Genomic DNA, 21,370 nt, shown 5'->3' on the forward strand with positions numbered 1-21,370 from the left:
TGCACGCTGGGTGTCACACGGCGAGACGCTCAGGCAGGCAAGGACCAGTCGACCGGCGCGGCGCCACGCTCGACGAGCAGCTGGTTGACCCGGGAGAACGGCCGTGACCCGAAGAAGCCGCGGTGGGCGGAGAGTGGGGACGGATGCACCGACTCGACCCACGGCACGTCGCCGAGCATCGGCTTGAGCGACTGCGCCTGACGACCCCAGAGGATGGCCGCCAGCGGCGCGCCCCCGTCGGCCTGGCGGCGGACCAAGGCCTCGATCGCGCACTGCGTGACCTGCTCCCAGCCCTTGTTCTGATGGGACGCGGGGGCGCCGGGCCGGACGGTGAGGACCCGGTTGAGCAGCATGACGCCCCGGTCGGACCAGGCCGACAGGTCGCCGTGCTCGGGTGGGGTGACACCCAGGTCGGAGGCGAGCTCGAGATAGATGTTGCGCAACGACGCGGGAAGCGGTCGGACGTGCCGCTCGACGGCGAAGCAGAGACCGATCGGGTGGCCGATGGTCGGATAGGGGTCCTGGCCGACGATGAGGACGCGTACGTCGGCCAGCGGCCGCCGGAAGGCGTGGAAGATCCGGTCGCCGGCGGGGAGATAGGGCCGCTTCTTCGCCAGCTCCTCGCGAAGGAAGGCGCCGAGCTGCTCGATCCGTCCCTCGACCGGCTGCAGGGCCTGCGCCCAATCGGGGGCCATCAGACCGCGGTCGACGAGTCCAGCCAGTGCGCTCACGGTGGTCGAGGGTACCGAGAGACCGATGTCGTTAGCGACGCTAAGTTGGTGCACGAAACGGAACACGGGTGCACCAGGTCTCACGGAGCCAAGGAGCAAGTCACATGAAGTTCGGCGTCTTCATCCCGCAGGGGTGGCGGTTCGACCTCGTCGGCATCGAGCCGGCACAGCAGTGGCAGACGATGAAGGACCTCGCGCAGCGCGCGGACGCGAACCCGGACTGGGAGTCGCTGTGGGTCTACGACCACTTCCACACCACCCCGCAGGCCTCGGACCAGGCGACCCACGAGGCGTGGACCCTGATGTCCGCGTTCGGTGCGTCGACCGAGCGCATCCGTCTGGGACAGATGTGCACCTGCATGAGCTACCGCAACCCGGCGTACCTCGCGAAGGTCGCGGCCACCGTCGACCACGTCTCCGGCGGGCGCGTCGAGATGGGCATCGGCGCGGGGTGGTACGAGCACGAGTGGCGGGCCTACGGCTACGGCTTCCCGGAGGCGCGTGACCGGCTCGGCATGCTCCGCGAGGGCGTGAAGATCTTCCGCGAGGCCTGGACCGAGGGCTCGGCGACGCTGGACGGGAAGTACTACCAGGTCGACGGCGCCATCGTGGAGCCGAAGCCGCTGCAGACCGGCCGCAGCGGCATCCCGCTGTGGATCGCCGGCGGCGGCGAGAAGGTGACGCTCAAGATCGCCGCCGAGCACGCCGACTACACCAACTTCTTCGGCGACGCCGACGGCTTCAAGGCGAAGTCGGACATCCTCGCCGAGCACTGCCGAACGGTCGGCCGCGACTTCGACGAGATCACCCGCTCGTCGAACTACAACGTCTTCATCGGGGAGACCGAGGCCGAGGCGCAGGCGAAGCTCGAGGCCACGATCGCCCGGGTGACGCCGTACCTCGGTCAGGAGCAGGCCGAGAAGTGGGTCCGCGGCGCGGCCCGCAGCGGCCTCGTCGGCACGCCGGAGCAGATCGTCGAGAAGCTGCAGACCCTCGAGTCGCTCGGCATGACCTACGCGATCGCCTACTTCGCGGACGCGGCCTACGACCGGTCCTCGATGGAGCTGTTCGAGCAGCAGGTCATCCCGGCGCTGCGCTGACTGGACGCACGGTTGTGAGTGTCAGCGCGGCCCAGGGGCCGCGCTGACACTCACAACCCGTCACGACGCGTCGTGGGCGCCGAACCACTCCGCCAACAGCGGCCAGGTCGTCGTGCGCGCGGCCCGGCCGGTGAGCATGCCGAGGTGACCGCCCGGCACCACCTCGAAGCGGACCTCGCGCGCGCCGCCGAGGAGCGGGAGGACGGCCTCCACCGCGGGTACGGGCGCGATGCCGTCGCCGGAGCCGGCCAGGACGATCACCGGGACGGCGACCTTCGCCAGGTCGATGGTGCGGTCGCCGAGGTCGACCCGGCCGGTGACCATGACGTTGGTGCGGAAGAACCGGTGGTAGAGCTGCCCGAACGTGCGGCCGGGGTAGGCGATGAGGTTCTCGGTGAACCGGTCGACCGCCTCCAGTTGGGCGAGGAACTCGGTGTCGGCCAGGTGCGTGAGCTTCGCTACCGGCTTGGTGAGCAGCTTGTCGACGGCGCTGAGCTGGAAGGCCCAGCGGACCACCGGCTTCGGGGCGCCGCCGAGGAGCTGGTACGCCGTCGTGACGATGCGGCCCTGGGTCAGGTCGACGAGGGGGCGTAGCGGCGCGACCAGCGGCACCTTGCTCACGTCGATCGGCGAGCCGACCACCGCGAGCGAGGCGATCGGGAGCTCGGTGTCGTCGGCCGCGGCGAGGAGCGCGAAGATCCCGCCGAGCGACCAGCCGACGACGTGGACCGGGCGTCCCGCGTGCTCCGCGACCCGCCGGACCGCCTCGGGGACCGCCTCCTCGATCCAGTGCTCGATGCCGAGCGAGCGGTTGGCGAACGACACCTCGCCGTACTCGACGAGGTAGACGGGTCGGCCGAGCCGCAGCAGGTGCTCGACGACCGAGCAGCCGCGGCGTAGGTCGTAGCAGATCGCGGGCGCCGCGAGCGGTGTCACGAGCAGCACCGGGTCGCCCGTCTGGGCAACCCCCGGGAGCGGCCGGTAGTGATAGACCTCGCGCAGCGTGCCGTCGTCGATCAGCGTCCGCGGCATCGGACGCAGGTCCGCGAGACCGCCGTACAGGATCTTGTGGGCGACGTTGCCGGCCGCTGCGCGGAGGGGGATCGCGAGCGGGTTCGTGCGGAGGATGGGGAGCACCACGCGACGTTAACCGGGATGGACGCCGTGGGGTCACGTGTCCAGCGCACGGCGGCGACGTGCCGTTGACAACACCGGTGGTCGGGAGGGTAGGAAGACGCCATGAAGCTGAGCCGCCTGGCGGGGGGTGCTGCGGTGGCTCTGGGAGCCGTGGCCGCGCGCGACCTGACCCAGAAGAAGCACGCGATCCTCCGCAACTTCCCGATCATCGGGCATGCGCGCTACCTCCTCGAGGAGGTGGGGCCCGAGCTGCGGCAGTACATCGTGACCGGCAACGACGAGGAGCGGCCGTTCAGCCGCGACCAGCGGCGCTGGGTCTATGCCTCGGCGAAGCAGGAGAACAACTACTTCGGCTTCGGCACCGACTGCGACGTCGAGCACACCCAGGGGCGGGCCTACATCAAGCACCGCACCTTCGCCGACCGGCTCCCGGACGACCACGACCCCGCGGCGCTGCTGCCGTCGGCCAAGGTCCTCGGCGGCCCACGGGGTCGGGTGAAGGCGTTCCGGCCGCGGTCGGTGGTCAACGTGTCGGCGATGAGCTTCGGCTCGCTCTCGGGGGCGGCGATCACGGCGCTCGACAAGGGGGCGGCCAAGGCGGGTGCCATGCACAACACCGGCGAGGGCGGGCTCTCGCCGTACCACCGCAACGGCGCCGACCTCATCCTCCAGCTCGGTACGGCGTACTTCGGCTGCCGCGATGAGAAGGGCGACTTCTCCCTGGCCCGGCTCAAGGACGCGGTCGCCTCCGCGCCGGTCAAGGCGATCGAGATCAAACTGTCCCAGGGCGCCAAACCGGGCCTCGGCGGTCTGCTGCCGGCGGCGAAGATCACGGACGAGATCGCCGAGATCCGCGGCATCCCCAAGGACAAGGACTGTGCCTCGCCCTCGCGCCACACCGCCTTCGACGGGGTCGACTCGATGCTCGACTTCGTGGAGCTGCTCGCGAGCGAGACGGGGCTGCCGGTCGGGATCAAGTCGGCGGTGGGAGACATGGGCTTCTGGCTCGAGCTCGCCGACCAGATGGAGAGCCGCCAGCGTGGGGTCGACTTCATCACCGTCGACGGCGGCGAGGGCGGCACCGGCGCCGCGCCGTTGATCTTCACCGACTCGGTGTCGCTGCCGTTCCGGATGGGCTTCTCCCGGGTCTACGGCACCTTCGCCGAGCTGGGGCTCACCGACGACGTCACGTTCATCGGCTCCGGCAAGCTCGGTCTGCCCGAGAACGCCGTCGTCGCGTTCGCGCTCGGCGCCGACATGGTCAACGTCGCCCGGGAGGCGATGATGTCGATCGGCTGCATCCAGTCGCAGCGCTGCCACACCGACCGGTGCCCGACCGGTGTCGCCACCCAGAACCCGTGGCTCGTCCGCGGCCTCGACCCGGCCGACAAGGCGGACCGCTGCGCGTCGTATCTCATCACGCTGCGCAAGGAGCTGATGAAGGTCAGCGCCGCCGTCGGCGTCGCGCACCCCTCGCTCATCACCCCGCACGACGTGGAGATCATGAACGGCGACTACGAGAGCCGGACGCTGGCGGGGATGTACGGCTACAAGGACCACTGGGGCCAGCTCGGCCCCGAGCTCGTCGACGACATCACCACCGTGCTGCACACGAAGGCGACCTTCGACGAGAAGCCGACGGCCTGAGTGCTGGGCCTGAGTGCTGGGCCTGAGTGCTGGGCCTGAGTGTTGGGCCTGGGCGCCGGGGGAGTGCCGTCAGCGGGCGAGGTTGCGCGAACCCGCCGAGCGGTAGCGGCGCTGCGGGTTGGCGCCGATGCTGGACGCGTCCGGCCTCGCCGGCGCGCCGGGGAGCCGGTCGACGAGCGACTGGGCGACGGTGAGCCCACCCGTCAGCACCTTGTGCGCCAGCGAGCCCGCGGTGGTCACCGCGCGGCCGGGGCGAGGGATCGAGGGGAGCGGCAGCTGAGGCATGGACCGACGGTATCGCCAGAAATGCGGTGGCGGCCACGGTCGACCACCCTGAGCGCGCTCAGCTGCGCTTGGCGGGCTTGACCGGCTTGCCGTGGTCGGCCGGGATGCGGGCGAGCTCGGCGAGGAAGGTGTCGGCCCAGTGGCGTACGTCGTTGGTCGACACCGTCTTGCGCATCGCCCGCATCCGGCGAGTGAGCTCGCGCTGGTCGGCCTTGTAGGCCTCCAGCAGGGCGGCCTTCATGCCGTTCATGTCGTAGGGGTTCACGAGCCAGGCCTGGCGCAGCTCCTCCGCAGCACCGGCGAACTCCGAGAGCACGAGCGCGCCGTCGTCCTCGTAGCGGCAGGCGACGTACTCCTTGGCGACGAGGTTCATGCCGTCGCGGTAGGGCGTGACGACCATGATGTCCGCCGCGCGGTAGAGCGCCGCCATCTCCTCGCGGGGGAAGGAGGAGTGGAGATAGGAGATCGCGGGTCGTCCGATCCGGCCGAGGTCGCCGTTGAGCCGGCCCACGAGTCGGTCGATCTCGTCGCGCAGGACGCGGTACTGCTCGACGCGCTCGCGTGAGGGGACGGCGACCTGCACGAAGACCGCGTCGTCGACGTCGAAGTGGGCGTCGCGCAGCAGCTCCCCGAAGGAACGCAGGCGCGCGTAGATGCCCTTCGTGTAGTCGAGTCGGTCGACGCCCAGGAAGATCTTGCGGGGGTTGCCGAGCTGCTCGCGGATCTCCTTGGCGCGGGCGTTGACCGACTCGCGGTGGGCGAGCTCCTCGAAGCCGGCGAAGTCGATCGAGATCGGGAAGGCCGCTGCCCGGACGGTGCGCCCGTCGGGCAGGTAGACGAGGTCGCGATGGGTCTTGTGGCCGACCCGCTGGCGGACGAGTCGGATGAAGTTCTGGGCTGCGCCCGGGAGTTGGAAGCCGACGAGGTCGGCGCCGAGGAGCCCCTCGAGGAGCTGGCGGCGCCAGGGGAGCTGCTGGAAGAGCTCGGCCGGAGGGAAGGGGATGTGGAGGTAGAAGCCGATCCGCAGGTCGGGGCGCAGCTCGCGCAGCATCTGCGGGACGAGCTGGAGTTGATAGTCCTGGACCCAGACGGTCGCGCCCTCGGCGGCCACCTCCGCACACTTCTCCGCGAAGCGCTGGTTGACCGATCGATAGCCGTTCCACCACTCCCGGTGGAACTCCGGCTTGGCGACAAGGTCGTGGTAGAGCGGCCACAGCGTGCCGTTCGAGAAGCCCTCGTAGTGCTCCTCGATCTCCTGCGCGCTCATCGACATCGGCAGCAGGTGGAGGCCGTCGTCGTCGAACGGCTCGAGGCCCGTCTCCGTGCCGCCGGGCCAGCCGATCCAGACGCCGTCGTTGGCGCGCAGCACCGGCTCGAGGGCGCTCACCAGACCGCCCGGCGAACGCCGCCACGTCCGCGTCCCGTCGGCCAGTTCTACCCGGTCGACGGGGAGTCGGTTGGCGACGACCACGAGATCAGCGTGCACACCTCGACCTTAGTGGACGGTGTACGGCGCGGCGACGGCGCATGTGGTGCGGGTCACCGGTTGAACGGAACGGACTTATCCACAGCCTCGTGTTTGCCTCTGTTTGCGCCCGTACTCGTCCGAGATCATGTCCTCATGTGTGACGCAATGGTGCCGCCCGCTCTCGGGGGCGTGTGATGGCGGGCCGGCTCGAGGTGGACCCCGACGCGCTGTCGCTGGTCGCCCGGGGAATCGACGAGACGATCGCCGGCCTCAGCGGCCTGGGCGTCCTGTCCGAGGGTGAGGTTGGGCGCGGGTTCGGCGGCCTGGCGCTGACCACGATGGAGGCGGGGCACCAGGGGCTCGCTGCCGCGATGGCCGACTTCTGCGACCGCTGGGGATGGGATGTGCGTGGTCTCGTGGTCGACGCCAACCGTGCCGCGGCCGCGCTGGACCTCTCGGCCGGGCTCTACGAGCACGAGGACGCCGCGCTCAAGGGCGCGATCACGACCGCGGCGGCGCTCGTCTCGGACCCGGACACGGGAGGCCGCTGATGGGGCTCGGAGGCTGGATCGCGTCCAAGGTCGACGCCGTCGGTGACGCGGTGGAGGAGGCCTGGGACGACCAGGTGACACTCGTGGGGAGCGGGGTCGAGGCGCTGTCCCGACTTGCGGAGCAGCGGCTGGACGAGGTCGGTCTCGTGACGGCCGCCGACTGGGTGCGCACACACGGTGACCAACTCGCCGACAGGCTGGGCGCGCAGGTGGGCGAGCGCGACCTGGGAGAGACCGACGACCCGGCGCAGCTCGTCCACGGCGTACCCGACTCGCTGCAGGATCGGGTCTCCTCGCTCACCGAGCTCGGGGACTCCTTCGGTGACGTCGCCGACGGGCTCGGTCGGATCGAGACGGGTCGGTGGGCCGGAGACGGGGCGGAGGCCTTCGCCTCGACGTGGCGCACGACGCCGGGGGACTGGCGGGCTGCGCAGGATGCCTGTCACCGCGCGGCGAGCGCGCTCGCCGGCTACATCGGCACCGTTCGGTGGGCGCAGCGGCAGGCCGCCGAGGCGGTCCGGCAGTGGAACGCCGCGGCCGGACGCCAATCGGCCGCACTCGCGGCGCACCGGACCGCCGTACGCTCCTACAACCGGGCGGTCGACGACTACAACGCCGACCTCGCCACCGGCGCGAGCCCCGGGCTGCCGCCGGTGAAACCGGCGCCGTTCCACGATCCCGGGCCCGCGCTGTTCGCGGCGGCGCAGGAGCTGCTCGCCGACGCACGGCGACAGCGCAACGACGCCGCCGAGCACGCGGCCGCCGCGATCCGCGCGGCGACGGCGACCGCCCCGGCGCTCCCGTCCTTCCACGACCGGCTGGGGATGGACCTGCTCGATCTGTCCCAGCTCCACCAGTTCCAGCAGGTGCACTTCGCCGGTGGCTTCGTCGAGGGCACGGCCGACCTGGTCCACACCGTCCGCGCCCTCTCGCCGAACGACCCCGCCAACAGTTCGCACCCCGAGGAGTACGACGCACGTCTCGCCGAGACGGCCGACTCGCTCGGCTCCTCCGTCACGCACCCTCGAGAGCTGCTCCGCGGCCTCGTCGGCTCCGGCTGGAGCACCGATCCCGCCGGAGCAGCGGGCCGGCTGACGCCGTCGCTTCTGCTCGGGCTGGTGAGCGGCGGCACGGGCACCGCGGCCGAGGCCGGCGGCTCGCTCGGCCTACGGCTGGGCGTGCGCGGGCTGGGCCGGCGGGCGACCGAGATCGCCGAGGATGCGACGAAGACCGCGGAGCATGCCCGGCCGGCGCACGTGCGGGTGCACTGCAAGGATCCGGTCGACGTCGCGACCGGGGCGGTGGTCCTCGACCAGACCGACCTGGAGCTCCCGGGCGCGCTGCCGCTGGTGCTGCGCCGGCGCCACCTCTCCAGCTGGGCCTACGGTCACTGGTTCGGACCCACCTGGTCGTCGACGTTCGACGAGCGGATCGACGTCGGCGACGACCACGTGGTCGTCGTCCGCGCCGATGCCTGCGCGATCGTGTTCCCGCGTCCCCGGCGGAGCGCGGAGGTCTCGCCGACGGCCGGCGAGCGCGGCCTCCTGCGGCGCGCCGACAACGGTGGTTTCACGCTCACCGATCCGATGACCGGGTGGACGCGCTGCTATGCCCCACCGGTGGGCGGGCGGTCGCTGCTCGAGACGATCACGGACGCCGACGGGCACCGGGTCGAGTTCGTGCGTGACGCGGTCGGCACGCCGGTGGAGGTGCGGCACTCCGCCGGCTATCGCGTGCTCGTGGAGGCGGCCGACGGTCGGATCACCGGCCTGGCCGTCGTACGCGAGGATGGGGAGGCGGAGCGGGTCGCGAGTTACGAGTACGCCCACGGCCACCTCGTCGCCGTCGTGGACGAGTCGGGCGAGCCGCTGCGTCTCACGTACGACGCCGCCGGCCGCCTCACCTCCTGGACCGACCGCAACGGCATGGTGTTCGGCTACGCCTACGACGCGCGTGGACGCTGCGCCGACCAGGCCGGGACCGACGGTGTCATGGCCAGCCGGTTCACCTACACCGACCTCGGCGACGGGTGGCGCGAGACTGCGGTCACCGACTCGCGCGGTACGACCCGGTTCGTCGTCGACGACCGGCTGCGGATCGTCGGGGAGGTCGATGCGCTCGGTCACGAGACCCGCAAGGTCTGGGACGGTGACCGGCTCGTGGCGATCACCGATCCGCTCGGCCGGACGGCGGCTTACGAGTACGACGAGGATGGCAACCTGGTCGCGCTCATCCGGCCCGACGGCTCCCGGCAGACGATCGCGTGGGCGACCTTCGGCGGCCGGTCCTGTCCGGTCGGCGCCACGTTGGCCGACGGGACGGTGTGGACCTTCTCCTACGACCAGCAGGGTCGCCGGACCGCGATGACGGACCCAGTCGGCGCAACCACGCGCTACGCCTACGACGCGCGTGGCCATCTCGCGTCGGTGACCGACGCGACCGGGGCGACGCGCACCATCGAGAGCGACGCGGCCGGCCTGCCGGTCGTCGTCACGGAGCCCGACGGCGCGACCACTCGGCTCGACCGGGAGGCGCTGGGCCGGGTCGTCGCCGTGACGGACGCGCTCGGCGCGCGGACCGAGCTCACCTGGACGCGGTCGGGCCGGCTCGTCTCGCGCATCTTCGCCGACGGCTCGGTCGAGCGCTGGAGCTATGACGCGGAGGGCAACCCCGTGGAGCACGTCGACGCCGCGGGCCGGGTCACCCGGACGGCGTACACCCACTTCGACCTGCCTGCCGAGGTCACCGCGCCGGACGGTGGTGTCACGCGCTTCGCCTACGATCCCGAGCTGCGGCTCGTCGCGGTCACCGGCCCGCACGGGCGGACGTGGCGATATGAGTACGACGCGGCCGGCCGCCTCGTCGAGGAGACCGACCTCAACGGACGGACGCTGCGGTTCGGCTACGACGCGGCGGGCCAGCTCGTGCGGCGGGTCAATGGGGCGGGGGAGTGCGTCGAGACGACGCACGACCTGCTCGGGAACGTCGTGTGGCAGCGCGCGGGCGACGCCGTCACGACCTTCGCCTACGACCCGCTCGGCCGGCTGCTGCGCGCGACCGGCCCGGTCGTCGAGCTCGCACTTGAGCGGGACCCGTTGGGTCGGGTCGTGGCCGAGTCGGTCGACGGGCGGACCGTGTCGTCGTCGTACGACCTGCTCGGGCGGCGTATCTCCCGCATCACGCCGACCGGTCTCGAGACGACGTGGACCTTCGGCGCGTCGAGGCTTCCCGAACGGGTGGTCGTCGGCGGCCACGAGATCGGCTTCCTCCGCGACGCCTGCGGGCGGGAGACGCGGCGTCAGGTCGGTGCGGCGGTGCTCGAGCAGACCTGGGACATGCTCGGGCAGCTCGTCAGGCAGACGCTGGGTGCCGTGGTCGGAGCAGCGCAGGAGGCGACGGGGGCGACGCTGTCCGTGCGGCAGCAGCGGGACTACACCTACTCCGCCGGCCGGCTCGTCGGTGTCGCGGACCGGCTCTGTGGGGCACGGCGCTTCGAGCTCGACCTCGCTGACCGGATCCTCGCCGTCGACGGCGACGTGGCGGAGGTCTATGCCTACGACCCGATGGGCAACATCGTCCGCGCGGCCGTCGGCGGCGCGGAAGTGGGCGGCACGGAAGTGGGCGGCGGGGACGTCGAGCGGCGGGAGTACGACGGCACTCTGCTCCTCCGCGCCGGCCGGACCCGCTCCAGCTACGACGGTCAGGGGCGGCTCGTGCGTCGGGTGCGCACGCGGGTCTCGCGCAAGCCCGAGGTGTGGGCCTACCAGTGGGACGCCGAGGACCGGCTTGTCGGTCTGAGGACGCCCGACGGCGTGTGGTGGCGTTACCTCTACGACGCGCTCGGACGGCGGGTCGCGAAGCGGCGGCTGGACCGCGACGGGCACGTGGCCGAGGAGGTGCTGTTCGCCTGGGACGGTCCGACGCTTGTCGAGGAGACCACCGCTGCCGGGTCGCGGGCGTGGGTCCACGAGGGGCTTGCGCCCGTGGCGCAGGTCGAGCGCTCCACCGACGATGACGTCGACGCGCGGTTCTACGCGATCGTCGCCGACCTCGTCGGCGCGCCCGCCGAGCTGGTCACCGCGGATGGAGAGTTGGTGTGGCACGCCCGTCGTGCGCTCTGGGGCGCGCCGCGCACTCCCGACGCCGACCCCGTCCCGTTGCGCTTTCCCGGCCAGTACGCCGACCCGGAGTCCGGGCTCTTCTACAACCTCCACCGCTACTACGACCCCGACACCGCCCGCTACCTCTCTCAGGATCCGCTCGGCCTTGCCCCCGCGCCGAACCCGAACGCGTATGTCGCCAATCCCACGGTCCTGGCTGATCCCTTGGGGTTGTTCTCGTGTCGGGATGCTGTTGATCTTGTCGGTGCCCGGCGCCGCCGCCATATCCTTGACGGTGAAGTACGGCCTAACGGAACCTATGGTGGCGGGCATCGGCACGGTACGGGTTTTCCACAAAAGTCGGAGTTTCCTGAGACGTGGTCAGATGCCAAGATAATTCACGAGATATCAGATATTGCGACCGATCCCGCACTGGGTTGGCGGCCAGGGTCGCGGCCAGGAGACTTCTGGGTCAGCGGCACACGTGAGGGTGTAGACATCGAAGTCCTGATTCGGAGGAACCAGATATGGACGGCGTACCCTACCAACGTCCCGAAGAATCCATGAGTGCCGTTGATATCTACATCAAAAATGTGATTGCGACACTGGACTTGGCCAAGAAGTATCTTCCCGTCGAAGAGCTGCTTGAAGCTGAGCGCTTGGTTGATCATGGCGAGCCGGCAGAAGGGATGTGCTCGATCGCCTGGGCTATATCTAACGTTGGCGTGATGGTTCCTCGGGAGTTGATTGATCGTGTGCGCGCATACTCGTCCGAGTTGGTCGAGGAAGAATTTATGCCGCCTGACCTTGATTCATTCGCTGCGGACTAAATTGGCCTCGCGGTTCGGCGAATGTGGCCGGCGTCATTGGCCAGGATTGTCAAGAGCTGAGACTGAGTTTCCCTTCTCATGAGCATCGTCATCGAGTGTCCACGCTGTTCTCAGGGGCCGGTCGCCGTGAAAACTGTTCGAGCAAAAGGTGACGTGATCCGAGTCTGTGCCGAATGTGAAGCTGTGTGGCCGTCGACGTGGTTGGATTCGGGAGGCGGCAGGGCTGGCTCAGCGTTCACCCATACTTTCTCTAGCCCTGTGGGAATAACGTTGCGGCGGGGTCAGTCTGAAGCTATAGAGGCATTCTCTGTTCGAGTCGTACTTCGTCCCGCCGATCTCCCGATTGGGTATCGCGTCCTCACGGCCTTCCCGGAGCAAAGATGAATCTTCCGAATCTGACTCAGTTCCTTGGTGCGTATTTGCATCAGGATTGGGACTTGGAGTATCGCGACGCCACTGACGGGGCGATCGACTTTGCTCGTCATGACGACGCTGACTGCGTGCGTATGGCTATCTCGGAAATTGAATCTCTACTTGCGGCGGAACTCTCGGAAGAGCAATTGCAGGACTGGCTTCTTGGAGCAGGCTGCTACTACCTTCCAGGCGAACCGGTGCGCGAATGGCTCCGGACGCTACGTGAGGTGATGACAGAAGAAGTGGCTCGGCGAGCATGACTACGGGCCCAAACGAAGCTCTGCGGCGAGGCGCGTCGCGGACAACTCTGAGGATGGGCTTGCGAGGTCGAAGGCCGCGCCGGGTTGTGTTATCCACAGTCAGCAGGGGTGACAGTGGCGCCTTCCCCGACTAGCGCCCATACTGCTGGCACGCCGCTCGGGCGGTGGCTCTCGGGAAGGACGTGGGATGAGGCGTACGTCGGTGGCGGCCGTCGCGGTGGGCGCGCTGGTGGTTGGTGGAGTGTCGGGGTGTGGGGGCGACCCGAAACCGAAGTTTGCGCACTCGGCTGATCCGTCACCGTCGGCGGTGAGCTCTAGTGCTGCGCCGGCGGACGATCTCGCTCCGCCGGAGATGCCCGAGGCCGCGAAGGCGCACACGGTGGCGGGGGCGAAGGCGTTCGTTCGATACTTCTGGCGCGCCGCCAACTATGCCCAGACGACGTTGGACGCTTCCCTCGTCGCCTCTCTGGCGTCGGAGAACTGCACCGGATGCACCGGTGGCGTTGAGTTCGTCGAACGGGTCAAGAAGGGGCGCGGCACGATCCGTGGCGGAGCAATCACGGTTGGACGTGAGACTGTTCGAAGGTTGGATGTCGCCGGCCAGGTCTGGATGGCGGTGACCTACTCCTGGAGTTCCCCCAGGCAGGTGGTCGACTTCCCCGGGACGAAGAAGGACGAGGTCTACTCCGGCGGAAGAGGAACGAACCGCTTCACACTCCAGCCGGTGGCGAGCGGATGGCGGGTCGCATTGTGGGAGACGCTCAAGTGAGGCTCGCAACGGTCGTTATCAGCGCGGTTCTGGCGTTCATGTTCATTCCGGTGGCTGATGCTGTGACGGCAAAGCCTGGCAAGAACGGATATATGGCCTCAGGCCAACAGAAGATCAACGACACGGGCACACCGGGTGGCGGCCGAGACACGTCATCGGCTGGGATCGTCAGCGTCCATCATCAGGGCTCGTATCGGCAGAAGTCAGTGTGCGCGGTCGGTGGGTTGTCGGTGTGTGGCGAGGCGCAACGCTGCGAGAACGGCCAAGTGATGCAGCAGTCCTGGTATGAGACGGCTGAGGGGCCGGAGGACCGGCGCATCTGGTGTCCGGGGATGGCGTCGGCGCAGCCGCCGGGTGCGAAGGCGCCCACCTTGACGCCGGGGCGGATCTTGGAGGCGTTCAAGACGATCGAGTTGCCGGCGGCGCCGTTGGTGATTCAGCCGCCGAAGGGGCGGACGCTGGTGAATTTGGAATCCACGCGATTACCTATACCCCCTGGGAGCGGGGCGCTGTCCTGTGCGCGTGAACGGCTGGGGAGCCGGGCGCGGGTGTAACGGACGTGACACCTGCGCGGCGTGCGGGCACGCTGGCTCCGGGGGGCAGGCTTGCGGTAGGTGGCGCGCCGGGGCCATTTCGGGCGTGTCGGCTCTGAGAGCCGGTGTCCGCTCCTACCCTCGAAAGTGAGAGGGAGGAGCCCACATGATTTGCAAGCGGTGCCACGAGTATGTCGGCGGGCCGACGTTCGCTGAGGCGCGGACTGGTGTCTGCATGGAGTGCCAGCAGGCGGAGCAGAAACGCGAGGACGAGGCGTAAGCCCACGCCCTGACGGAGGGCTACGCCGATGGCGGAGACGGCCGGGGTCATGCCGTGCACCCCGGCCGCCTCGCCGGTCTAGGTGCCGAGCTGCGCGGACTGCCCCGTGCCGAGGGTGGGGCAGCCGAGGGCGAGCCAGCGGCGGTAGCGGGTGGCTTCGGTTTCGCAGCGGCGGCAGCAGTAGCGTCCCCGGGCTCCGGCTCGGGGACGTTTTCCGCACCAGGGGCAGGTGCTCACGCGGGCACCAGCTCGGGGGCGGGGGCGAGCGGCGGGTCGTAGATGCGCGCGTCAACGTAGGCGGAGTCGCGCACGAGGGAGACGTGGGACAGGTGCGCGGCGAGCACCTCCCGCACTCCCTCGGGGCCCTGGCGTACGGCGCCGTCGCGGAAGGAGATGGAGAGGTTGCGGCGGATGGTGAGCAGCTCGTTTGGGTCGCCCACCCAGGCCTCGACCTCTAGCCCCTCGGGGGTTTCGTGCATCTCGGTGATCCAGCCGATGCGGTCCTCGTCGTTGTGGTCGACCACGAGGGGGATCGACAGCTCGCCCGCGGCGAATTGTTCGCAGTCGACGGCGAACGCGCCGTAACGGAACACCTCGCCGTCTTCGTACTGGGTGCGGGTTGAGATGCGGTCGTAGGGCACCGCCAAGCCGGTCAGCCTGCGGCCTCCGGGCCATCCGCGGCGCACCTCCTCGGGGGCGGTGTGGTGGGCCGTACTCGGGCCGTGTGAGGCCGTAGACGGGGTGTTGACGGGCTGGGCGAAGGTGAGGGCGAGGACCACGGGGTCACGCTCCTAGAAGCTGCCGTGCGGCCTGGGCGCGGGTGGCCCCGGTGGCGAGCTTGGTGTTGGCGGCGGCCTCGGCGGCAAGCTCGGCGGCCACCTCCCGCGCGACGTCGTAGCACGGCTGGCACAGGCGGGGTGTGCGGCCGTCGGGCAGGGTGCGGATGAACACGCCGAGCTGGTCGACCCGGGCGCACATCTGACAACGGCAGTAGCGGCCCTGACGGACCCGCTCGGCGGCAGCTCGGGCCTGCTGCCAGGTGCCCCAGGCGTCGGCGACTGCGAGGAGGTGCAGCATCCGGTCGGTGTCCCCGCCCCGGTCGCGGGAGAAGGTCAGCAACGGCACCGGCCGCCCGCCTGCCCCCATGAGGTCGGCGATCGGCTGGGCGAGCACCGGCACCCGGTCGGGCGCCTTCTCGCGGCGCTGCCGCGCCTGCCGGAGACGGTTCGCGTCGACCGCCTCGCAGCGGCAGTAGTAGGGCAGCAGCTCGACAGGTACGCGCATGATCCAGAACGTGTCCTCGGCACCATCCGCGGGCATCCGGTCCCAGCCGAGGGGCCACAGGTCCGGGTCGTTCCCCTCCGGGCTGTTCGGGGTGGGGGTGAACCGCGCGTAGGCGGCTCGGGCGGCGTCGCGGGGTGTCATCACGCGCCCCCGTTCTCGGCTCGGCGGGCGGCACGACGGGCGCGGATGCGGTCCAGCTCGTCGGGCTGCTCCTCGCCCCACCCCTCGGGGCCGGTGATGCCGAGCAGCAGCGCCCGAGCCTCGGAGACCTTGAGTGCCGCATACGTGGACTGTGGGTCGCCCTGGCGGAGCACGCTCGGGAGCAGCGCGCGGCGGAGCATGTCGAGGTGGGCCAGCTCGATCGTGCGGCGCACGTCCTTAGGGACCCAGGACTCGGCCTCGGCGGCGGCGCGGACCTGCGCGAGCACCTCGGGGATGCCGACCTTGAGCTTCGCGGCGACCGCGGAGACCGACAGGCCGGAGGCGAGGAGGCCGACCACTCGCTCCGGTGTCTGGCTCGTCGGGTCGCCGGGGCTGCCGGGCTCGGGCGGTGGGGTCAGCTCCTCGTCGGTCATCGGGTTGGCTCCTCTCAGGCGGTGCATATCTATGCATCAGCGTCCCACACGGGCGCGGCCAGCGGGAGAGGGTCGCGGGAGGCAAACGCCCGATTCGGGGCTCTTTCCGCCTCCCGCAGCGTCTAGGTGGCATCTGAGCCGTGAAAGGCCGTCCTAGAGCGGTTTCTGCGCTTCCTAGAGGCCTTCTGGGGCTCGTGGAGCACCCCCGGGGGCCGTTGAGGGAGGGGGACGGCCGGTGACTCTGGCCCCGTGTCCGGCGCGGCGCAGGAAAAACCGGGCGGGTGCGGCTGCGAGTGCATAGGTATGCATCGGTGCATAAGGGAGTGCGGTAGCGGCACAGGGTTAGCGGAGGTGCTCGGCGATGGCGGGCGGCAGGTCGAGGAGCACGAGCAGCGCGGCGCCAGCGATCGGTCGACCCTGCACGAGGTCGGCGGTGATCGCGGCGAGGATGCGGGCGCCGTCGTCGTTGCCGGTGGCGCTCGCTCGCCCCGCGTACCAGGCGGCGGAGGCGACCGCGCGAATCTGTGCGATGTCGAAGACCAGCGGGTCGGGGTGCGGCTCACGGCTCGGGGTGGCGGCAGGCATGGGGGTCAGCTCCTCGGGGTCGGGCACCGGGTCACCACAGCACCCCGGGCGGGGCGGTGACGATCGCGGTGGGGGTGTTGCCTCGCCCGCCCGCGGACCTGTTGCAGCGGACGTGTTCGGGACGGCAGGCGGCGAGCAGCTCGGGGGTCAGGGGCGCCCGGCCGTGCGCCTCCTCGGGGTGCCCGAGGTCCCAGGGCTCGCCGGGGGTCAGGACGGCACCGCAGCGGCGGCAGGCGACTCCTCCCGCGGCGACGACCGGGGCCCACGCGGCCCGGGCTCGGCGCCACGTGCGGGTGCTCCGCGGGTCGCTCACGGCTGGTCCTCCTCGGGCGTGGCGCTTGTCGAAGGGGTCACGACAGGTGTCGAAGAGGTCAGCTCTCAGGGGCTGACCTCTTCGGCTTCTTCGGTGACTTCTTCGCGGGGCAGCGTGTCGGCACGGCGAGGTGGTCACTGGGTGCCCCCTCGGGCCGCCCCGGGCCTGGGGGTGGCAGGAGTTGTGGGGGAATTCATCCGCGCAATCCGCGCATCCGCGGGATGCGCGGATTGCGCGGGTGGTTTCGCCGCCTTCTCTTCGCACCCCTCGGGGCGTAGGTGCCAGCGCAGCACACCGGAGTCGCGGGACCGGGGCTGGGTCTCGACGGTCCAGCCGAGGCGCCGGAGACCGGGGGCGTTACGGCGTAGGAGGGCGGTGACGGTGCGGGAGCTGGGCCAGTCCTTGGGGGCGCGCCAGCCCTCGCCCCCGAGGCGGTGCTCGACGTGGGCGAGCAGGTCAGCAGAGGTGCCGGTGAATTCTCGCGTGACCGTCTTGCGGAGCGCGGCGAGGAAGCTGTCGGCGTCGATAGTGTCCTCGGCGAGGCTGCGGGCCTGCCCGAGGTAGCGCGCGAGGCCGTCGCTGCCGTTGATCTGGTCGAGGGCGGCGAGGATGCGGGCGAAGTCAGCCATGCGGGGTGAGGTGCCAAGACGGACAGATGGCAGCCGGAGAAGTACCGCGCAACACTGGTCGAGCAGGGCGCCGAGGATGAGGGGGTAGGCCAGCTCCCAGGCCTCGTCAAGCTCGCTTTCGGGGAGCCGGTCCCGTTCGGGGATGACGTCCAGGTTGACGGTGAGCGTGCGGTCGGCGAGGTCGCCGCGTAGCGCGCCGACGTCGATGCCGTTGAGGATCACGGCGCGGCGGAACGCGAAGACGGCGAGGCCGTCGTCGGTGTAGAGCTGGCGCCGCACGTCGCCGTCCCCGGTCACTGCCCGACATAGGGAGTCGGAGAGCCAGTCGGGCACCGCGGAGAGGTTGTCGAGGCCGACGACCCAGGAACCGAGGGCGGCGGTGACCCAGGACTCGGGCTCTTTGGGCGGCTTGCGGAGCGGGACCGGGGATGGGTCCACCAGCGAAACGAGGCGGCGGCAGGCCGAGGATTTCCCGGTGCCCTGTTCGCCGAACAATGCGAGCACCGGGTGAGGGATGTCGGGGCAGATGATCGCGGCGACCAGCCAGCCGAGCACGAGCGGACGATCGGCTGCGGCGACGTTGAGCACCGACCACAGCCGGTCGAGCTGCCCGCCCCGGAGGGGCACAGGAAGGGCGCCGGTCAACTTGGTGCGGCGAAACATCGTTCCGTCGGTGTTGTGGAGCACCTCCCACCCTCCGGCCTCCTTCAAGACCACGACACGACCGTCTTTGTCGCCGAGGTCGAGCCAACGGGTGCCGTATTCGTCAGCGGCGACCCGGATCGCTACCGGCCGAGGCTCGGCTTCGTGTGCCATGCCCTCGATGACCGAGAGTGCATCGGTGAGGGCTTGCTGTCCGGGCACCTTCCCGGTGTCGGCTCGATAGGCGGCGGCCAGCTCGGTACGTAGCGAGACCTGGCCTCCGCGCAGCAGCCGGACGACGTGCCCGACGTTGAGCACGGGCCCATCGGGGCGGGGCACCGCGTACGGATGGCCGTCCTCGGTGCAACCAAAGTCGTATCGCTCCTCGGCGAGGTCCACCAGGACCGCCGACACGGACTTGGCGCCGCTCACCGGGCCAAGCCAAGGTCGCGGGCGGCGCAGTGCCGGGCCGAGCAGAACAGGCCGAGGCCTGCGGCTCGGGCCCGGTCGGTCAGGTCGAGCACACCGCAGCGGGCGCAGCGGTGGTCGGGCGGCTCCGGCTCGGTGTTGCCGAGCCTCGGCGGGGTGGTCATGCTTGCTCTCACGGGTTGTTCCTTTCCGCGGTGCCCTCGGCTCTCGTCGCCGGGGGCACCGTCGTCTAGGCGGGCGGCTCGCCCCTCACTGGAGCGAGTCGCCGGTTTCGATCACGGGCGGCCGGAGGCCGAGGAGGACCGCGAGGCGGCGCACCCGGGCGGGGTCGCACTCGGCGAGCGGCTTGGTCTTGGCGAGCTGCCGCTCGATAAAGGCCTTCTCGGCGTCGGAGAGGGTTTCCCACTCCTCGCTGTGGCGGCGGCCCATGTCACTCGGCCCTGGAGGCGGTTTCGCCGCGGGCCCAGGCGTCGAGGTCGGCGACCTTGACGCGCCAGTGGCCGCGGGGTGAGGTGCGGTAGCCGGGGAGGTCGCCGGAGCGGATCGCGGCGCGGAGGCTGTCGACCGACTTGCCTGCCCGCTGGCGGCCGACGCTGAGGGGGATGAGGTCGTCGGGCTCAAGGATGAGTGTCGTAAGCACTACGCTGGTCCTGCCTTCCTGTGACGGGAGGTAGCGGGCGCCCGGAACGGTTACTTGGCGGTATTCAGACCGGGCGCTCGCGCTTTTTCGTTCACGCGGCTTTCGTGCCGTCGTCACAAGAAATAGCACGAAAGGGGCCTGTAAAACGGGCTCGGGCCTGTGCTTTTGGTGCACGCAGAATTGCATCGGCGCAAGCCCCGTATTGCTGCCGGGACCTGCGCCGATGAATAGTTCTTAACCATGTATCGCTGACCTGGGAATTCTCTTCCCGGGCCACCGAATAGTTCTTAGCCGTGTATCGCGTGGCCCTCCGCGAGGTGCGCGACCCAGGGCTGCCAGTCGATGTCGACGTGGTCGGCGAGGGGCTGGCCGGTGCTCACCCGCACTCGGACAACCAGCTCGCGCAGCAGCGCGCGGATCGGCTCGACGTCCTCCTCCTCGGTGAGGGCGCGCCATGCTGCCGGTACGTCGTCAGCGCGCAGCAGACGCGCCAGCGCCGGGCGTGAGGTGACCACGGCGGCCCGCTTCTCCGCCTCTACCAGGGCGGCCCGGATGCCCTTCACTGCGGCGGCGTAGTCGGCGGGGTCCATCGTCGGGGCCAGGGCGGCGTACCCGTCGAGCTGCCTACGGAGCCGGTCCACCTCGGCCTGGGCGGCAAGCTCGACCGGGGAGGCATCAGGCACGGCCTCGGCGCGGAGGCGGTCGGCGTTCCCGTCGATGAACTCCCGCACGGTGTCCAACACGAGGTTGTCGAGGTTGTGGCGGGCACGGTTGAAGCTGTGCCGGTCCTCGACCGCCCGGCGCCCGCGGGCGCACATGTAGGCGGGCACGACCGCCCTACCGCCGCCCTTACGCGGGTAGTGCCTGTTCGTCGCGTTGAGGGGGCCGCCGCAGCGATCACAGACCGCGATCCCGGACAGGAGGGTCCCAACCGGGCGGCCGGGCGACTTGCGCCGGGTCGGCTCGGCGAGGATGCGTTGCACCGTCTGCCACAGCTCGGAGGAGACGAGCCGCTGACCGTCGGCGGCCTCGGCGACGATGTTCTGCGCGCCCGCTCGCCTGCCTCGCTGCCGCTCGCTGTCGGTGCCGTAGTCCTGGTGAGAGACCAGCCCCGCGTGGCGCGGCATCATGAGCACCGCGCGCACCGTCTCGCCCCGCCACGGGCCACCGGACGTGCCGGTGTACCCGCGGGCGTTGAGTCGCCGAGCGATCGAATACAGGGCGTGTCCGCGGGCGGCGGCCCGGTAGGCGAAACGGACCGCCTGCGCCTCCTCGGGGTGCGGCACCAGACCGCCGCGGGAACCGAGGGCGGGACGGGCGCCCGGCAGGTGGCGCGTCTTGTGCTCACACTCGGTTTCACGGCCGAGCTTGCGGCAGGCCTCGCACGGCTTGGGGGTGTGCTCGCACGTCTCGTCGGCGGGGCAGGGTTTCGCCCACGCCCAGCCGAACGGGCGGTTCCCGGTGACCATGCGGCCGTTGTGGGCCCGGTGCCGGGCGTGGTCGGCGAGCCGTTCGGCCTTGATCCGCGACTCATGCTCGGCGACCGCGCCCTTGATCTGGGCGGACATGATCCCCGAGGCGGTCGACAGGTCGATCTCGCCCTCATGGATCGCGACGATGTGCGCGTGCTGGGCGAGCTTGTCGATGATGCGGGGCAGCTCGGCGAGCTGCCGGTAAAGCCTGTCGGTGTGGCGCACGATCACGACGTCGAAGAGGCCTGCCTCGGCGTCACGGAGGAGCCGTTCGAAATCGCGGCGCACGACGCCGGACTTCCACGCCGAGACGCCGTTGTCGCGGTAGACCCCGACGACGGGCAGGTCGCGCCCCTCGGCGTAGGTGTGGCCGTCCTTGATCTGTTTAGCGACGGTGACGCCGGTCAGCTCTTGGTCGCGGCTCGCTCGGGCATAGATCGCGGCCCTGGTCATGGGCCGCTCGGTGATCCTCGCGACGGCGGCCTGGGTGGCGGCACGGTTCGCGGCGATCACGGCGGCGAGGTCGTCGGTGAGCAGGGAAAGCACCGGAGCCGTGAGCGGCTCCGGGAGGGTGGCGGTATTCATACCACCGAGTATAGGCAATTACGGGGATAGGTTCGACACGGTGTTCTACACGACGCAGGGGTCGTTTCGGCGGTCGGTGAGGTTGTTGGGTCATCGGGTGGAGTTCCGGAT

The 21,370-nt window shown here is 70.3% G+C and carries 23 protein-coding genes; 9 read left to right on the forward strand and 14 right to left on the reverse strand.

The window, feature by feature from the left end; translation table 11 throughout:
• Positions 1-29: 29 nt before the first annotated feature.
• On the reverse strand, positions 30-695 hold the full coding sequence (locus AB3X52_RS04510; RefSeq protein ID WP_367991761.1) for a uracil-DNA glycosylase: 666 nt from the start codon (positions 693-695) through the stop codon (positions 30-32).
• A gap of 140 nt (positions 696-835) precedes the next feature.
• On the opposite strand from AB3X52_RS04510, the gene AB3X52_RS04515 reads away from it, so the two are divergent.
• Positions 836-1,831, forward strand: coding sequence for an LLM class F420-dependent oxidoreductase (locus AB3X52_RS04515; RefSeq protein WP_367991708.1), 996 nt, complete (start codon positions 836-838; stop codon positions 1,829-1,831).
• Between the two features lie 60 nt (positions 1,832-1,891).
• Here the strand turns inward: AB3X52_RS04515 and AB3X52_RS04520 are convergent, their stop codons facing one another.
• Positions 1,892-2,968, reverse strand: coding sequence for an alpha/beta fold hydrolase (locus AB3X52_RS04520; protein WP_367991710.1), 1,077 nt, complete (start codon positions 2,966-2,968; stop codon positions 1,892-1,894).
• Between the two features lie 102 nt (positions 2,969-3,070).
• Here AB3X52_RS04520 and AB3X52_RS04525 point away from each other — a divergent pair, with 102 nt between their 5' ends.
• Positions 3,071-4,615: an FMN-binding glutamate synthase family protein gene (locus AB3X52_RS04525; RefSeq protein WP_367991712.1), complete on the forward strand. Its 1,545-nt coding sequence runs from the start codon at positions 3,071-3,073 to the stop codon at positions 4,613-4,615.
• A 69-nt stretch (positions 4,616-4,684) separates the two neighbouring features.
• Here AB3X52_RS04525 and AB3X52_RS04530 read toward each other — a convergent pair whose 3' ends face one another.
• Positions 4,685-4,900, reverse strand: a complete 216-nt coding sequence (locus AB3X52_RS04530; protein WP_367991714.1) for a hypothetical protein — start codon at positions 4,898-4,900, stop codon at positions 4,685-4,687.
• Positions 4,901-4,958: 58 nt separating this feature from the next.
• Positions 4,959-6,386, reverse strand: coding sequence for an alpha,alpha-trehalose-phosphate synthase (UDP-forming) (locus tag AB3X52_RS04535; protein WP_367991715.1), 1,428 nt, complete (start codon positions 6,384-6,386; stop codon positions 4,959-4,961).
• Positions 6,387-6,562: 176 nt separating this feature from the next.
• Here AB3X52_RS04535 and AB3X52_RS04540 point away from each other — a divergent pair, with 176 nt between their 5' ends.
• The 7 genes from AB3X52_RS04540 to AB3X52_RS04570 all read left to right on the forward strand — a co-directional run bounded on the left by AB3X52_RS04540 (position 6,563) and on the right by AB3X52_RS04570 (position 13,846).
• Positions 6,563-6,919: a hypothetical protein gene (locus tag AB3X52_RS04540; RefSeq protein ID WP_367991717.1), complete on the forward strand. Its 357-nt coding sequence runs from the start codon at positions 6,563-6,565 to the stop codon at positions 6,917-6,919.
• Positions 6,919-11,586 carry a putative T7SS-secreted protein gene (locus AB3X52_RS04545; protein ID WP_367991719.1) on the forward strand — a complete coding sequence of 1,556 codons (4,668 nt, stop codon included), beginning with the start codon at positions 6,919-6,921 and terminating at the stop codon, positions 11,584-11,586. The genes AB3X52_RS04540 and AB3X52_RS04545 overlap by 1 nt, the downstream gene beginning before the upstream one ends.
• Positions 11,583-11,849, forward strand: coding sequence for a hypothetical protein (locus AB3X52_RS04550; RefSeq protein ID WP_367991721.1), 267 nt, complete (start codon positions 11,583-11,585; stop codon positions 11,847-11,849). The genes AB3X52_RS04545 and AB3X52_RS04550 overlap by 4 nt, the downstream gene beginning before the upstream one ends.
• Before the next feature lie 78 nt (positions 11,850-11,927).
• Positions 11,928-12,233: an RNase A-like domain-containing protein gene (locus tag AB3X52_RS04555; protein ID WP_367991723.1), complete on the forward strand. Its 306-nt coding sequence runs from the start codon at positions 11,928-11,930 to the stop codon at positions 12,231-12,233.
• On the forward strand, positions 12,230-12,523 hold the full coding sequence (locus AB3X52_RS04560; protein ID WP_367991725.1) for a contact-dependent growth inhibition system immunity protein: 294 nt from the start codon (positions 12,230-12,232) through the stop codon (positions 12,521-12,523). The genes AB3X52_RS04555 and AB3X52_RS04560 overlap by 4 nt, the downstream gene beginning before the upstream one ends.
• A 187-nt stretch (positions 12,524-12,710) precedes the next feature.
• On the forward strand, positions 12,711-13,292 hold the full coding sequence (locus AB3X52_RS04565) for a DUF6318 family protein (protein ID WP_367991727.1): 582 nt from the start codon (positions 12,711-12,713) through the stop codon (positions 13,290-13,292).
• Positions 13,289-13,846 (forward strand): hypothetical protein, encoded by a 558-nt coding sequence (locus tag AB3X52_RS04570; RefSeq protein ID WP_367991729.1) that lies wholly within the window; start codon positions 13,289-13,291, stop codon positions 13,844-13,846. Before AB3X52_RS04565 ends, AB3X52_RS04570 begins: the two co-directional genes overlap by 4 nt.
• Positions 13,847-14,338: 492 nt before the next feature.
• Here AB3X52_RS04570 and AB3X52_RS04575 read toward each other — a convergent pair whose 3' ends face one another.
• The 10 genes from AB3X52_RS04575 to AB3X52_RS04620 all read right to left on the reverse strand — a co-directional run bounded on the left by AB3X52_RS04575 (position 14,339) and on the right by AB3X52_RS04620 (position 21,259).
• The gene (locus AB3X52_RS04575) at positions 14,339-14,884 is read right to left on the reverse strand and encodes an HK97 family phage prohead protease (protein WP_367991731.1); all 546 of its coding nucleotides are present in this window, start codon (positions 14,882-14,884) and stop codon (positions 14,339-14,341) included.
• Positions 14,885-14,888: 4 nt separating this feature from the next.
• Entirely contained in the window at positions 14,889-15,530 is a 642-nt protein-coding gene (locus AB3X52_RS04580) for a hypothetical protein (RefSeq protein WP_367991733.1), read from the reverse strand.
• Positions 15,530-15,964, reverse strand: coding sequence for a hypothetical protein (locus tag AB3X52_RS04585; protein WP_367991735.1), 435 nt, complete (start codon positions 15,962-15,964; stop codon positions 15,530-15,532). The genes AB3X52_RS04580 and AB3X52_RS04585 overlap by 1 nt, the downstream gene beginning before the upstream one ends.
• Before the next feature lie 342 nt (positions 15,965-16,306).
• Positions 16,307-16,549 carry a hypothetical protein gene (locus AB3X52_RS04590; protein WP_367991737.1) on the reverse strand — a complete coding sequence of 81 codons (243 nt, stop codon included), beginning with the start codon at positions 16,547-16,549 and terminating at the stop codon, positions 16,307-16,309.
• 31 nt (positions 16,550-16,580) lie between these two features.
• Positions 16,581-16,862: a hypothetical protein gene (locus AB3X52_RS04595; protein WP_367991740.1), complete on the reverse strand. Its 282-nt coding sequence runs from the start codon at positions 16,860-16,862 to the stop codon at positions 16,581-16,583.
• A 134-nt stretch (positions 16,863-16,996) separates the two neighbouring features.
• Entirely contained in the window at positions 16,997-18,532 is a 1,536-nt protein-coding gene (locus AB3X52_RS04600; protein ID WP_367991743.1) for an AICE element replication initiation protein, read from the reverse strand.
• A gap of 29 nt (positions 18,533-18,561) precedes the next feature.
• Positions 18,562-18,738: a hypothetical protein gene (locus AB3X52_RS04605; protein ID WP_367991745.1), complete on the reverse strand. Its 177-nt coding sequence runs from the start codon at positions 18,736-18,738 to the stop codon at positions 18,562-18,564.
• A 73-nt stretch (positions 18,739-18,811) separates the two neighbouring features.
• On the reverse strand, positions 18,812-18,991 hold the full coding sequence (locus tag AB3X52_RS04610; protein ID WP_367991747.1) for a hypothetical protein: 180 nt from the start codon (positions 18,989-18,991) through the stop codon (positions 18,812-18,814).
• 1 nt (position 18,992) lies between these two features.
• Positions 18,993-19,202 carry a helix-turn-helix domain-containing protein gene (locus AB3X52_RS04615; protein ID WP_367991749.1) on the reverse strand — a complete coding sequence of 70 codons (210 nt, stop codon included), beginning with the start codon at positions 19,200-19,202 and terminating at the stop codon, positions 18,993-18,995.
• A 287-nt stretch (positions 19,203-19,489) separates the two neighbouring features.
• Positions 19,490-21,259: a recombinase family protein gene (locus AB3X52_RS04620; RefSeq protein ID WP_367991751.1), complete on the reverse strand. Its 1,770-nt coding sequence runs from the start codon at positions 21,257-21,259 to the stop codon at positions 19,490-19,492.
• Between the last annotated feature and the right edge of the window lie 111 nt (positions 21,260-21,370).

This window comes from Nocardioides eburneus (assembly GCF_040838215.1).
In the GTDB taxonomy this organism is placed as follows: Bacteria; Actinomycetota; Actinomycetes; order Propionibacteriales; family Nocardioidaceae; genus Nocardioides; species Nocardioides eburneus.